Origin of the sequence: Pseudomonas fluorescens (assembly GCF_040448305.1) — a bacterium.
Classification (GTDB): Bacteria; Pseudomonadota; Gammaproteobacteria; order Pseudomonadales; family Pseudomonadaceae; genus Aquipseudomonas; species Aquipseudomonas fluorescens_BH.
Genome location: NZ_CP148752.1, coordinates 267,685 through 280,639 on the forward strand (window position 1 = coordinate 267,685; position 12,955 = coordinate 280,639).

12 protein-coding genes are annotated in these 12,955 nt (G+C 60.1%); 7 read left to right on the forward strand and 5 right to left on the reverse strand.

The genetic code is table 11. The annotated features are described in order from the left end of the window. The first annotated feature begins 79 nt into the window (after positions 1-79). Complete coding sequence (lysM, locus tag WHX55_RS01180) at positions 80-520, forward strand: peptidoglycan-binding protein LysM (RefSeq protein WP_150726478.1); 441 nt, start codon at positions 80-82, stop codon at positions 518-520. 121 nt (positions 521-641) lie between these two features. On the opposite strand, the gene yrfG is transcribed toward lysM, so the two are convergent. After that, entirely contained in the window at positions 642-1,304 is a 663-nt protein-coding gene (gene yrfG, locus WHX55_RS01185) for a GMP/IMP nucleotidase (RefSeq protein WP_150755608.1), read from the reverse strand. 88 nt (positions 1,305-1,392) lie between these two features. On the opposite strand from yrfG, the gene nudE reads away from it, so the two are divergent. The 3 genes from nudE to WHX55_RS01200 all read left to right on the forward strand — a co-directional run bounded on the left by nudE (position 1,393) and on the right by WHX55_RS01200 (position 3,383). Next, complete coding sequence (nudE, locus tag WHX55_RS01190; protein ID WP_056726899.1) at positions 1,393-1,959, forward strand: ADP compounds hydrolase NudE; 567 nt, start codon at positions 1,393-1,395, stop codon at positions 1,957-1,959. Continuing rightward, entirely contained in the window at positions 1,956-2,786 is an 831-nt protein-coding gene (gene cysQ / locus WHX55_RS01195; RefSeq protein WP_150756830.1) for a 3'(2'),5'-bisphosphate nucleotidase CysQ, read from the forward strand. Before nudE ends, cysQ begins: the two co-directional genes overlap by 4 nt. Before the next feature lie 183 nt (positions 2,787-2,969). Continuing rightward, the gene (locus WHX55_RS01200) at positions 2,970-3,383 is read left to right on the forward strand and encodes a hypothetical protein (RefSeq protein ID WP_150756829.1); all 414 of its coding nucleotides are present in this window, start codon (positions 2,970-2,972) and stop codon (positions 3,381-3,383) included. 82 nt (positions 3,384-3,465) lie between these two features. On the opposite strand, the gene WHX55_RS01205 is transcribed toward WHX55_RS01200, so the two are convergent. The 4 genes from WHX55_RS01205 to rfbC all read right to left on the reverse strand — a co-directional run bounded on the left by WHX55_RS01205 (position 3,466) and on the right by rfbC (position 7,800). Beyond that, the gene (locus WHX55_RS01205) at positions 3,466-3,921 is read right to left on the reverse strand and encodes a thioesterase domain-containing protein (RefSeq protein ID WP_150756828.1); all 456 of its coding nucleotides are present in this window, start codon (positions 3,919-3,921) and stop codon (positions 3,466-3,468) included. A gap of 40 nt (positions 3,922-3,961) precedes the next feature. Beyond that, positions 3,962-5,356, reverse strand: coding sequence for a sigma-54 dependent transcriptional regulator (locus WHX55_RS01210; RefSeq protein WP_150755611.1), 1,395 nt, complete (start codon positions 5,354-5,356; stop codon positions 3,962-3,964). Then, a complete protein-coding gene (locus tag WHX55_RS01215; RefSeq protein WP_150755612.1) occupies positions 5,353-7,161 on the reverse strand; it encodes an ATP-binding protein in 1,809 nt (602 codons plus the stop codon). The genes WHX55_RS01210 and WHX55_RS01215 overlap by 4 nt, the downstream gene beginning before the upstream one ends. A gap of 93 nt (positions 7,162-7,254) precedes the next feature. Then, complete coding sequence (gene rfbC, locus WHX55_RS01220; RefSeq protein ID WP_150726483.1) at positions 7,255-7,800, reverse strand: dTDP-4-dehydrorhamnose 3,5-epimerase; 546 nt, start codon at positions 7,798-7,800, stop codon at positions 7,255-7,257. 185 nt (positions 7,801-7,985) lie between these two features. Here rfbC and WHX55_RS01225 point away from each other — a divergent pair, with 185 nt between their 5' ends. The 3 genes from WHX55_RS01225 to WHX55_RS01235 all read left to right on the forward strand — a co-directional run bounded on the left by WHX55_RS01225 (position 7,986) and on the right by WHX55_RS01235 (position 12,736). Continuing rightward, positions 7,986-10,898, forward strand: coding sequence for an aminotransferase (locus tag WHX55_RS01225; RefSeq protein ID WP_353741864.1), 2,913 nt, complete (start codon positions 7,986-7,988; stop codon positions 10,896-10,898). A gap of 275 nt (positions 10,899-11,173) precedes the next feature. Continuing rightward, positions 11,174-12,280, forward strand: coding sequence for an agmatine deiminase (gene aguA, locus WHX55_RS01230; RefSeq protein ID WP_353741865.1), 1,107 nt, complete (start codon positions 11,174-11,176; stop codon positions 12,278-12,280). A 243-nt stretch (positions 12,281-12,523) separates the two neighbouring features. Then, positions 12,524-12,736, forward strand: coding sequence for a hypothetical protein (locus WHX55_RS01235; RefSeq protein WP_007972820.1), 213 nt, complete (start codon positions 12,524-12,526; stop codon positions 12,734-12,736). Positions 12,737-12,955: the final 219 nt, after the last annotated feature.

Here is a 12,955-nt window from a genome sequence, read left to right on the forward strand (position 1 = left end):
TTGGTCGGGTTGGATTCGCAGGTGACGACCGTGGTCTAGGCTTTGACGTCTGGAACCCGAAACCCAAGGAGAGTGCACCATGAGTCTTTTGAGCTTTGTGAAGGAAGCAGGCGAAAAATTGCTGGATTTGCTGACGCCAGGCAACGCCAATGCCAGTGAGCAATTGAAGGCGCACATCAGCAAGGTCGGTCTGGGTAACCCGAATGTGCAGGCGACGGTCGATGGCGACAAGGTCACGGTGACCGGTGAAGTGGCGAGCCAGGAAGAGAAGGAAAAGATCCTGCTGGCGGTGGGCAATATCGCCGGGGTTGGCAGTGTGGATGATCAGATTACCGTGACCGGGCCTGTCGTTGCTGCCGCGCGCTTCGTGGTCGTGAAAAAGGGCGACACCCTCAGCGCCATATCCCTGGCTGTGTATGGCAGTGCCAACCAGTACAACAAGATTTTTGAAGCCAACAAACCAATGCTGTCGCACCCGGACAAGATCTATCCGGGGCAGTCGTTGCGGATTCCTGAGTAAGCCTCAAGACCGCTATCGCGAGCAGGCTCGCTCCCACAATGCATCTCCCGTGAACACGGGATTTGTATACGACCAAGATCAAATGTGGGAGCGAGCCTGCTCGCGATGCGGTCAACTCGGTCTAAAGTCCTGCAATCAAATCCCGATAATCCCCGACCGCCGCAAACTCCGCCGTATCCTTCGGCCCCTTGCGGCTGTCCGGCTCGCGCACGGCCAGCAAATGCGCCACTCCAAAGTCCCGTGCGCTGCGCAGGATCGGCAAGGTGTCGTCGATGAACAGGCTGCGCGCAGGATCGAAATCGATATCGGCTTGCAGCGCATCCCAGAATTGTGGGTTTTCCTTGGGGAAGCCGTAGTCATGGGAACTGATCAAGCGTTCGAAGTAGGGCGCCAGTTCGATTTTTTCCAGCTTCAACGACAGCGCATCCCGATGGGCATTGGTAATCAGCACCACACGCTTGCCGGCCCGTTTGATCGCGGCCAGAAAGGTATCGGCATCCGGGCGCAGGGCGATCAGATGCGCGGTTTCCAGTTTCAGGTCGCGTACCGACAGCTTCAGTTCGGCGCTCCAGAAGTCCAGGCAGTACCACTGCAACTGGCCGGCATTACGCTCGAACAACGGCTGCAATTCCATCTCGGCCATGGCCCGGCTGACCCCGTGCAGTTCGGCGTAACGCTGGGGTAGGTGCTCCATCCAGAAGTGATTGTCGAAATGCAGGTCCAGCAGCGTACCGTCCATGTCCAGCAGAACGGTATCGATGTCGGACCAGGGTAATGAAGGCATGGCAACGTCTCGGGCAGTAGAAAGATTTCTGGCGTAAACAATCGGGAAAGCCGCGTTATAGTAGCGCGTTCACGCCAAGGAGCTTTGCATGCGCCAGAAACCCACCATACTCGCCCGCGAAATTGTCGCCACCAGTCGATTGTTTTGCGTGGAAGAGATGAAGCTGCGCTTTTCCAACGGCGTGGAGCGCACGTATGAACGCCTGGTCGGCAAGGGCGCCGGGTACGGCGCGGTGATGATCGTGGCGATGCTCGATGCCGAGCATGCGGTGCTGGTCGAGGAGTATTGCGGCGGCACGGATGCATATGAAATGTCATTGCCCAAGGGTTTGATCGAGCCGGGTGAAGACGTGCTGGCGGCAGCCGAGCGCGAGCTCAAGGAGGAGGCCGGTTTTGGCGCGCGGCAACTGGAGCACCTGACCGAGTTGTCGCTGTCTCCCGGTTACATGAGCCAGAAGATTCAAGTGGTGCTGGCTACCGACCTCTACGAAGAGCGTCTGGAAGGCGACGAGCCAGAGCCGATGCGAGTGGACAAGGTCAATCTGCGTGAACTCTCGGCGCTTGCACAAAACCCACAATTTACCGAAGGCCGTGCCTTGGCGGCGCTGTACCTGGCCCGAGACCTGCTGACTCAGCGCGGAGCGTTCCAGCCATGAATTTCCCGCATCCGTTGATGGCACCGGTCATTGAGCTGGCCTTGCAGGCCGGTAATGCGATCCTGCCGTTCTGGCGCACAGGCACGGCCGTTACGGCGAAGGCTGATGACTCGCCAGTGACCGCTGCCGACCTGGCCGCGCACCACCTGATTCTGGCCGGGCTGACGGCGCTCGATCCGAGCATCCCGGTGCTCTCCGAAGAGGACGCCAACATTCCCCAAAGCGTGCGGGCCGGGTGGCAGCGCTGGTGGCTGGTCGATCCGCTGGATGGCACCAAGGAATTCATCAGCGGCAGCGAAGAGTTCACCGTCAACATCGCGCTGATCGAAAACGGTCGGGTGGTGTTCGGCGTGGTGTCGATGCCGACCAACGGGCGCTTCTATGTCGGTGGCGCCGGCCTCGGTGCCTGGCGCGGCGATAAAGGTGGTACGCCCGTGGCGATCAAGGTGCGTGATGCATTAGCGCCCGGCGAGTCGTTCACCGTGGTGGCCAGCCGTCGTCATACGAGCCCGGAGCAGGAGCGCTTGCTGGCCGGGTTGAGCGCCAGCCTTGGCGAGCTGCAACTGGCCAGTATCGGCAGTTCGCTGAAGTTTTGCCTGCTGGCTGAAGGGGCGGCGGATTGCTATCCGCGCCTGGCACCGACTTCCCAGTGGGACACGGCGGCAGCGCAAGGTGTGCTGGAAGGCGCAGGCGGTGAGGTGCTGGAGTTGAGCGGTGAGCCGTTTAGCTATCCGGCGCGGGAGTCGCTGTTGAATGAATTCTTTTTGGCATTACCGGCGAAGGCGGCGTGGCGAGATAGGCTTTTGCATTTGGCGTCGATTATGTAGTCATGTAAAGCCACAGGCCTACTAGCTGTTGTGCTGTCGGTTTATACACCTGTCAATTTTGACAGGTTTTTATTTGTTTGTTTGGTGGTAGTTTTAATTTGGAGTCTCACTAATGCTGCTCTGTGTAGTTGATGTGGGTGTGCCCAATTAAATACTTTCTTCACTTTTCGGGAAGAGCATTAAATGAAAATTAAAAACCTGTTGTTGCTTGCGTTTGTTTCAGTGTTCGCCGGTATGGCAACCGCTGGAACGCTTACTATTAAAGCCCCGCCGAAAGGACTTCTCCTGCATACAAGCGCTGGTAAGCTGGAATATGGGGATAAGGATTTGATTCTCACAGGTGTATCAGTAACTAATGGGTATATATCTCCGGATCTCGAAGGGGACATTATTGGATTTGTTGACTTGTTTCATAGTGAGGGGGCGGAATGGCTTTATGGTAATCATATTGCCTGTACTATGGATGGGAAATATTCGGTCAAAATGAAAATCGTTGGTTTTAAAGAAGAAACTTGCAATGGCGATAGCAAAAAACTTACCCAGCTAAGGACTGAAGGCGCTAACGATGTAGTTATTACGTTTACTAAAAATCCGTGATTCTGCGTGCTTGAAATATAAGGAGCACGCGTCGAAACATGCTCCTCTTCAACGGACCTTTGAGGTGTATTTGAGTGCAGGATTACTTATGTAGGACATACTGCCCAACAAACCTCACCGCATCCTCATCACGGCCTTCATTGACGACCCGCGTATGCAGCGTCAACCGCGCTCGGCTGTATCGCTGGAAGGTGGTCAAAAATTTCTTCCAGATCACCGGGTCCGGCGCCTGGCAAATGGCGTTGGCATCCCCCGTCACCGGCAGCGGATAGCTGATCTGCCCTTCCTGAATCACGATGTGCCCGTCGGTAATGCCTTCTTCCTTGAGGCGCAAATGCAGCCAGCCCCAACCGGCCAGGACCGCGCCACAATACAGGCTGCCGCCGAACATGGTGCTCTTGTGGTTGACGTTGGCTTCCAGCGGCAAGTACAGGCGTAGTTGCTGGTCATGCCAGTCGAGCACTTTGAGGCCCATGTCCCGGGTGAGGGGAATGTCGTGATGAAGAACGGATTCCAGTTGTCGACTGTCGCGGCTCATTCAGGGGCCTCTGGCTTGAAGTGGATGATTGGACGGTAGCTCAGTCGAGATCGTCAGGGTGGGCCGAGGCGCCACTGTCGGTGAAACTCAGACCGTGCTTGCGCAGTTTGTCGTGCAGGGTCTTGCGTGGAATGCCGAGGGCTTCGGCGACGCTGCGCACAGAACTGTGCGAACGTGCCAGTTCGGCGGCGATGAGGGTTTTTTCGAAGTTCTCCACTTGCTCGCTCAAACCGCCGCTGACGACTTCGACCCTGTTGCCAGCGCCGCCATCCGGCGTGCTGTGGTCGAGTTCCAGCTCCAGTCCGAGGGCAAAACGTTCGGCCGCATTTTGCAGCTCGCGCACGTTGCCGGGCCAGGTGTGGCGCAGCAGCAAGGCACGTTGCCCCGGTTGCAGTTCATGGGGCGGCAAGCCGTGGCGGGCGCTGGCTTCATCGGCAAAATACTGGAACAGCATCAGCGCATCTTCGCCCCGTTCGCGCAGCGGTGGAATCCGCAGCGGCGCAACGTTCAGGCGGTAATACAGGTCGGCACGGAAACGCCCTTGATCCGCCGCCTGACGCAGGTCTTCCTTGGTGGCGGCGATGATGCGGATGTCCAGCGGGATCAGTTGATTGCCGCCCAGGCGTTCGACCACCCGCTCTTGCAGCAAGCGCAGCAATTTGACCTGCACATCCAGGCTCATGCTTTCGATTTCATCGAGGAACAGCGTGCCGCCATTGGCGAATTCGAACTTGCCGATGCGACGCTTCTGCGCACCGGTAAAGGCGCCGGGCTCGTGGCCGAACAGCTCGCTTTCGACCACTGATTCGGCCAGGGCACCGGCGTTGATCGCCACGAACGGACCGTTGCGACGGCTTGATAAATCATGCAGCGCCCGGGCCACGACTTCTTTGCCAGCGCCGGTTTCGCCGAGGATCAGCACGTCGGCCCTGGTCGCCGCCAGTGCACCGATCTGCTCGCGCAGGCGCAGCATCGAAGGTGAGTGGCCAACCAACCGTGTGCTCAGCTCATTGCGGTCGCTCAAGGCCAGCCGCAGGCTGCGGTTGTCCAGTACCAGCCGGCGCAGGGCCAATGCACGGCGCACGCTGTCGAGCAGGGCGTCGCTGGCGAAGGGTTTCTCCAGAAAGTCATAGGCGCCGGCGCGCATGGCCTGCACCGCCAGCGGCACATCGCCGTGGCCGGTGATCAACAGCACCGGGAGCTCAGGGTCCTGAGCATGCAGTTCGGTCAACAATTCGAGACCGTCCATGCCGGGCATGCGGATGTCGCTGACCACCACCCCTGGCCAATCACGTTCAAGTTGCGCGGCCAGGCCCTTGGCTTCGGCCAGCGGCAGGATTTTCAGGCCCGCCAGATCCAGCGTCTGGCTCAAGGCCTGGCGCAAGTGGGGATCGTCGTCGATCAACACGACCTGAATGCGGTTGTCGATGGTCATGCACTTCGGTCCTCGGACGGTTGCAGGCTCACGCCCGGTGCGCCTGCGCGCAGCTTCAGGGTAATCAGGGCGCCGCCCTCCTTGTGGTTGGCGAATGACAGTTCACCGCCGAAGGCGCGCATCAGGGTTTCGCAAATCGCTAGCCCCAAGCCGAGGCCCTGGGTGCGGGTCTTGGTGGTGTAGAACGGCTCGCTGGCGCGCCCAAGGGCTTCCATGCAAAAGCCGGGGCCATTGTCGCGAATGTACAGGTTGACGCCATCGGCCGTGGATTGGGCACTCAGCCAGAGTTTACGTGGCGGGCCTTTTTCCGTCAGGGCATCCAGGGCGTTGGCCAGCAGATTGCCGAGTACCTGGCGCAAGCGGGTTTCTCCGGCCTCGACCCACAGGGTGGCGGCGGGCAGATCACGGATCAGCTCGACTTCCATGCTGCGTCGACGCTTGGCCAGCAAGGCCAGGGCATCGTCCAGCGCCGGTTGCAGGGCGACGCTTTCCGGAGCATGCCGGTCGCGCCGGGCAAAAGCGCGCAGGTGGGCGATGATCGAGGCCATGCGACCGGTCAATTCGCTGATCAGCTTGAGGTTGCCGCGGGCATCGTCGGTGCGCTGGTGATCGAGCAGCACTTCGGCGTTTTCCGCGTAGCTGCGAATCGCTGCCAGCGGCTGATTGAGTTCGTGGCTGATGCTCGCCGACATGGTGCCCAGTGCCGATAATTTGCCGGCCTGCACCAGATCATCCTGGGCGCGGACCAGCTCCTGCTGGGCCTGTTCGCGTTCCAGCACTTCCTGTTTCAGGCGCCGGTTCAGGCCCTCGAGATCGCTGGTGCGCTCGGCGACCCGACCTTCCAGTTCGCGGCGGGCCTTGGCTTCGAAAGCGATGCGTTCGAGGTAATGGCGACGGCGCTGCATCATCAGGCCAAGCAACAGCATCAACACCAGCAACGTTGCACCACCGATGGCCACAACTGTGCGCACCGGGCGGTCGATCAAGGTGCGCGGGGCGAGGATGCTGACGTCCCAGCCGGTTTCGGCGATCTGCTGGGTCTGGGTCAGCCAGGCATTGGGATTGAGCTTCAGCGGTTTTGGATCGCGGGTTGGATAGGGCTGGATCGCCGTGATGGCTTTGCTTTCATCCTCGCTCAACGGGCGGGTCGAGCGGAATCGCCACTCCGGTCGCGAGGTGAGAATGACCACGCCGTTGTGGTCGGTCAGCAACAGTTGTTCCGGGGTTTTGCCCCAGAGGCTTTCGGTATGGTCGAGGTCGACCTTGACCACCAGCACGCCAACGATTTTTTCGCCGTTGCGCACGCCGGCGGCGAAAAAGTAACCGCGCTTGGCGGAGGTCGTGCCCAGGCCGAAAAAGCGCCCGAGCCGCCCGGCCATGGCTTCGCTGAAATACGGCCGGAAGGAAAAGTTGCGCCCGACGAAACTGTCGTGTTTGTCCCAGTTGGAGGCGGCCAGGGTCTTGCCGGTGGCGTCCATCAGGTACATGACTTCGGCACCGGTCTGGGTGGCGATGTTTTTCAACAGGCGGTTGGCATTGCCTTGGGTGACGCCATCGTCTGGCGCACCGAGCACGGCACGCAAGGCCGGCAGGTCGCCGAGGATCTGCGGCAACACTTCATAGCGGTGCAGGGTACCCAGCAGGTTGGCGACGTAGAGGTCGAGGGTCTGACGATTCTGACTGGCCAGCTCGCTGCGGTAGTAACGCTCGGCGAGATGCTCCAGCGGCCACAGCAACGGCGCCAGGCACAGTGCCAGCAGGGCCAGGCTGCGCCAACGGGGTCTGGGGGGAAGAGTCGGTTTCATGAGCAGCATGCGCCTGTGGGTACAGGCGCATTATGCCTAGGCTTGCCCGCCTTGGGTCAGCTGCATCTTGATCGGCGAGCTTCAGCCGGCCTTTCAGGCAAAGACGTCGGCATCCTTGAAAAATACCCCGGCCTGATCTTTCGCCGACAGTTGCGGTGTGCCTTCCAGTTGCCAGTCGATGGCCAGGTCCGGGTCATCCCAGCGAATGCTGCGCTCGGCCGATGGCGTGTAGTAGTCGGTGGTTTTGTAAAGGAACTCGGCAAATTCGCTCAAGACCACGAACCCGTGGGCGAAACCTTCCGGGACCCAGAGCTGGCGATGATTGGCGGCAGACAGGCGCACAGCGACCCATTTACCGAAGTGCGGTGAGCTGCGACGGATGTCTACGGCTACATCCAGCACTTCACCGACCGTGACGCGAACCAGTTTTCCCTGAGTATTTTCCAGTTGGTAATGCAGACCGCGCAGCACGCCCTTCTGCGAACGGGAGTGATTGTCTTGAACGAATTCAGTGTCCAGTCCGGTGGCCTCTTTGAAAGCCCTGGCGTTGAAGCTCTCGTAGAAGAAACCACGTTCGTCACCAAACACTTTGGGTTCGAGGATCAGAACACCGGGCAGGTCGGTGGTCACTACATTCATGGTGTTTCTCCAGTAACAGGCGTTTGATGGCCGCCATTCTTGCGCAAAGTGCTGATCGAGGCGAGTACGCAGGGATAAAACGCTCAATACCGCCCTGACAAACGACCAGCGCCAGCCCCGGGGGGTTGCGTATCGCCCGAACCAGTGGCGATATAGGCGCCTAATAAAATTTCAGGGGTCGTTGTATGCCGCTCGCCACGTTGATTCATCGCGCCAGTTTGCCCAGTCCGCAGGTGTCTGCGGAGCAAGCGCTAGGGCTGCTGGAGGAACATTACGGGTTCAGCGGCAGGTTGCAGGCCCTTGGCAGCCAGCAAGACCTGAACTACCGCGTCGACAGCGAGCGGGGACGTTTCGTCCTGAAAATCTGCCGTGGCGACTACTCGGTACTGGAGCTTCAGGCGCAACATGCCGGGCTCAAGCATCTGGGCGAACATCCCGATGTACAGGTGCCGCGTGTTATCGCGGCGAAAAACGGTGCAGATCTGCTGTCGCTGGACGTTGATGGCCAGGCAGTGCACGTTCGCCTGCTCGACTACATCGAAGGCCAGCCACTGACGAGCCTCGGTCATTTCAACCCGACGGTGGTGTCCGGCTTCGGGCGCCTGTGCGGTGAAATGGACCTGGCCCTGGCGGATTTCGACCATCCGGGTTTGGTGCGAACCCTGCAATGGGACGCCCGCCATGCTCACGCCCTGATCGCGCATTTGCTGCCGGTGATCAAGGACGAAGCCCAGCGCAAACTGATCGTCGAAGCGTCCGAACAAGCCGAGCGGTATTTGCAGCCTCTGCAGGACAAACTGCCGGTGCAGGCCATTCACATGGACATCACTGACGACAACGTGGTGTGGCAGCGTGATGCGCAGCGCCATTGGCAGCTGCAGGGCGTGATCGATTTCGGCGATCTGGTGCGCACTTGGCGTATCACCGATCTGTCGGTGACCTGCGCCGCGCTGCTGCATCATGGCGAGGGCGATCCGTTCTGCATTTTGCCGGCAATCCAGACCTATCACGCGGTCAACCCGTTGCAACACGAAGAACTGCAGGCGTTGTGGCCGCTGATCGTCGCCCGCGCGGCGGTGTTGGTGCTCAGCGGCGAACAGCAGGTCAGCATCGATCCGGGCAATGCCTACAGCCGCGACAACCTGGTCCATGAATGGGAAATCTTCCGTGTGGCCACTTCGGTGCCGTTGGCGTTGATGGAGGCGGCGATCCTCACCGCCGTCGGCCAGAACCTGCCCACCATCGGCAGCGAAGGCTTCGCGCCGCTGTTGCCGAGCCTGGTGGGGCGTGAGTTCGCGCTGATCGACCTGGGTGTGCTCAGTCCGCATTTCGAGGCCGGGAACTGGGAGCAAGAAGGCGTCGATCAGCGCCTGCTGGACGAAGCGGCCGCGGCACATGGTCTGGCGGCCAGTCGTTATGGGCAATACCGCTTGTCCCACACCCGCCCGGACAGCGCTGCTGAGCCGGACACTTGCCCGTTGCACGTCGAGTTGCGTGTGCCGCTGAGCACGACGGTCGAAGCGCCGTTTGCCGGGGTGGTGCATCACCCATCGGCGGGGGTGCTGCAACTGGACGGCCCGCAACTGAGTGTGCGGCTTTGGGGCGTCACACCGGCGCTGCACAGCGGCGCGGCACTGGTCAAAGGCCAGGTACTGGGTTCGGTCAGCGGGCCATTGATCGTGCAGTTGTGCCGTGGCGCATCGATCAATGCGCCGTTGTTCTGTACACCTTCGCGCGCGGCGGCCTGGCAGGCGTTGTGCCCTTCGCCGGCAGCGTTGCTGGGGCTGGCCTGTGATGCCGAAGCCGAGCTCGACGGCCCGACCCTGCTGGCCCGGCGCGATGCCAGCTTCGCCCGCACGCAAAAACATTATTACGTTGATCCGCCGCGCATCGAACGTGGCTGGCGCAACCATTTGATCGACATGCAGGGCCGCTCTTACCTCGACATGCTCAACAACGTCGCGGTGCTGGGGCACGGTCATCCACGCATGGCCGCCGTCGCCAGCCGCCAGTGGTCGTTGCTCAACACCAACTCGCGCTTCAACTACGCAGCCGTGGCCGAGTTCTCCGAACGTTTGCTGAAGCTGTCCCCTGACGGCATGGACCGCGTGTTCCTGGTCAACAGCGGTAGCGAGGCCAACGACCTGGCGATCCGCCTGGCGTGGGCCTACAGCGGCGGCCGCGACATGCTCAGCGTGCTGGAGGCCTATCACGGCTGGACGGTGGGCGCGGATTCGGTGTCGACCTCGATCGCCGACAACCCCAAGGCGTTGAGCAGCCGCCCGGACTGGGTGCACCCGGTGACCGCGCCAAACACCTATCGCGGTGAATTCCGTGGCCCCGACAGCGCGCCGGATTATGTGCGCAGCGTCGAACACAACCTGGCGAAAATCGCCGAGCAGAAACGCCAACTGGCCGGTTTCATCTGCGAACCGGTGTACGGCAATGCCGGCGGTATCTCGCTGCCTCCAGGTTATTTGAAACAAGTCTATGCAATGGTCCGGGCCAGGGGCGGCGTGTGCATCGCCGACGAAGTGCAAGTCGGCTACGGGCGCATGGGCGATTTCTTTTGGGGCTTTGAAGAGCAGGGCGTGGTACCGGACATCATCACCATGGCCAAGGGCATGGGTAACGGCCAGCCACTGGGCGCGGTCATCACCCGCCGGGAAATCGCCGAGGCGCTGGAGGCCGAGGGTTACTTCTTCTCGTCCGCCGGTGGCAGCCCGGTCAGTTGCCAGGTCGGCATGGCCGTGCTGGATGTGATGCAAGAGGAAAAACTCTGGGAGAACGCCCAGGTCGTAGGCGGGCACTTCAAGAAGCGCCTCGAAGCATTGATCGATATTCATCCGTTAGTGGGCGCGGTGCACGGTTCCGGTTTCTACCTGGGCGTCGAGTTGATCCGCAACCGCGAAACCCTGGAGCCGGCCACCGAAGAAACCACCGCACTGTGCGATCGCTTGCGCGAGCTGGGGATATTCATGCAGCCGACCGGCGATTACCTGAACATCCTCAAGATCAAGCCGCCGATGGTCACTTCGCGCCAGAGCGTGGATTTCTTCGTGGACATGCTGTCGAAGGTGCTCGCGGAAGGGCTGTAAACACATCCCTCCTGTGGGAGCGAGCCTGCTCGCGATAGCGGTTTTTCAGTCGAAAAAACTGTGACTGAAATGGCCTCATCGCGAGCAAGCCCGCTCCCACATAAATGGTGCTTTTAATTCGATTGATATCGGCTTTTTATCAATTGTTTTTGTAACTCTGGATGTAAGGTGCTTTAAAGGTCGATATTTATCGGATATAAAGTGGCCAGTCCACGGCGTGTACCCATACGCTTCCATTTCTGTCAGGTATCAAAGTCACTCCGGAGTCCTGAGCCATGACCACGTTGAACAGCACCCCTCGCGCCGACGGCTTCTACATGCCAGCCGAATGGGCACCCCAAACTCAGACCTGGATGATCTGGCCCGAGCGCCCGGACAACTGGCGCCTGGGGGGCAAACCGGCACAAGCCGCCCACGTGGCAGTGGCCAAGGCCATCGCCCGTTTCGAACCGGTAACCGTGGCGGTTTCCGCCGGCCAGTACGAAAACGCCCGTGCCCGTCTCGACGTGCCGAATATTCGTGTGGTGGAGATGTCCAGTGACGACGCCTGGGTCCGCGACACCGGCCCGACCTTTGTCATCAATAACAAGGGTGAAGTCCGTGGCGTGAACTGGGACTTCAACGCCTGGGGTGGCTTCGACGGCGGCCTGTATTCGCCGTGGAACCGTGACTCGCAGGTCGGCGGCAAGATCCTCGAGATCGAGCGCAGCCCGCGCTACCGCACCGAAGGCTTCGTGCTGGAAGGCGGTTCGATTCACGTCGACGGCGAAGGTACCCTGATCACCACCGAAGAATGCCTGCTCAACCGCAATCGCAACCCGCACATGAATCGCGCAGAAATCGAAGCGGTGCTGAGTGCGAACCTGGCTGTGGATAAAATCATCTGGCTGCCGGATGGCTTGTTCAACGACGAAACCGATGGCCATGTGGATAACTTCTGCTGCTACGTGCGTCCGGGTGAAGTGCTGCTGGCCTGGACCGATGATCCGCAGGACCCGAACTACCCGCGCTGCCAGGCGGCAATGAACGTGCTGCAAAACAGCACCGACGCCAAGGGCCGCCCATTCACGGTGCACAAGATGCCGATCCCGGGTCCGCTGTTTGCGACCGAGCAAGAGTGCGCCGGTGTCGATCCGGTCGATGGTACGCAGGAGCGTAATCCTACTGTTCGTCTGGCCGGTTCCTACGTGAACTTCCTGATCGTCAACGGCGGCATCATCGCGCCGAGCTTTGACGACCCGCAGGATGGCCCGGCGAAAGAGATCCTGCAGAACCTGTTCCCGCAGCATGAAGTGGTCATGGTGCCTGGTCGCGAACTGTTACTGGGGGGCGGCAATATTCACTGCCTTACCCAGCAACAACCCGCGCCGCACAAGGAGTGAGTGAGGTCGTAACAGCTTGAGTTGATTGCGAAATTCCTCAGGCTGTCGATCAGCCACCAGCGTTGCACGGAGCCCGCGGCCCTACAGGCCTGCGGGCTTTTTTGTATCCGCTTGGCCACACTTCAGAAACCTTGGCACAGCTCTTGTATCTCTGCTGTTGTAACTCGGGGTGGGGAGGACTTCGATGTTCTGTCATAAACCTTGGATAAGTTAGCCGCTCACAAACCGGGAGAGAGCGCTGAAATGAACGCCGAAGTGAACGTAGTGAGCGACAAGGCGTTGCATCCCCTGGCAGTAAATAGCGAATCGCTCCAGATCCTGGCGCACTGGTTCAAGTCCAATGGAATGCGTCAGATCAGCGAAACTGATCCGCGCCGGACGATGATCGAGCGTTACCCTGCTGGTTTATTCAGCGAGGCGGAACTGGATGCGTTGTGGGATGTGATGGAAGGATAAGAAGAACAACAACGGATTGAACAAAAAAAAGCGCTGCCGGGATGGCAGCGCTTTTTTTTGCGCAGGTTCATGCAATCACCGCGATCCCCTGTGGGAGCGAGCCTGCTCGCGATGGCGCCCGACCAGTCAGCATTTATATTGACTGACCCACCGCTATCGCGAGCAAGCTCGCTCCCACAAGGGAATGGTGTGAACCAGTGTTATTGGTTCACACCGGGA

Bases quoted from the DNA above. Each gene is read 5' to 3' on its own strand.
- lysM (WP_150726478.1), top strand. From the start codon at position 80: ATGAGTCTTTTGAGCTTTGTGAAGGAAGCAGGCGAAAAATTGCTGGAT.
- yrfG (WP_150755608.1), bottom strand. From the start codon at position 1,304: ATGCCTTCATTACCCTGGTCCGACATCGATACCGTTCTGCTGGACATG.
- nudE (WP_056726899.1), top strand. From the start codon at position 1,393: ATGCGCCAGAAACCCACCATACTCGCCCGCGAAATTGTCGCCACCAGT.
- cysQ (WP_150756830.1), top strand. From the start codon at position 1,956: ATGAATTTCCCGCATCCGTTGATGGCACCGGTCATTGAGCTGGCCTTG.
- WHX55_RS01200 (WP_150756829.1), top strand. From the start codon at position 2,970: ATGAAAATTAAAAACCTGTTGTTGCTTGCGTTTGTTTCAGTGTTCGCC.
- WHX55_RS01205 (WP_150756828.1), bottom strand. From the start codon at position 3,921: ATGAGCCGCGACAGTCGACAACTGGAATCCGTTCTTCATCACGACATT.
- WHX55_RS01210 (WP_150755611.1), bottom strand. From the start codon at position 5,356: ATGACCATCGACAACCGCATTCAGGTCGTGTTGATCGACGACGATCCC.
- WHX55_RS01215 (WP_150755612.1), bottom strand. From the start codon at position 7,161: ATGAAACCGACTCTTCCCCCCAGACCCCGTTGGCGCAGCCTGGCCCTG.
- rfbC (WP_150726483.1), bottom strand. From the start codon at position 7,800: ATGAATGTAGTGACCACCGACCTGCCCGGTGTTCTGATCCTCGAACCC.
- WHX55_RS01225 (WP_353741864.1), top strand. From the start codon at position 7,986: ATGCCGCTCGCCACGTTGATTCATCGCGCCAGTTTGCCCAGTCCGCAG.
- aguA (WP_353741865.1), top strand. From the start codon at position 11,174: ATGACCACGTTGAACAGCACCCCTCGCGCCGACGGCTTCTACATGCCA.
- WHX55_RS01235 (WP_007972820.1), top strand. From the start codon at position 12,524: ATGAACGCCGAAGTGAACGTAGTGAGCGACAAGGCGTTGCATCCCCTG.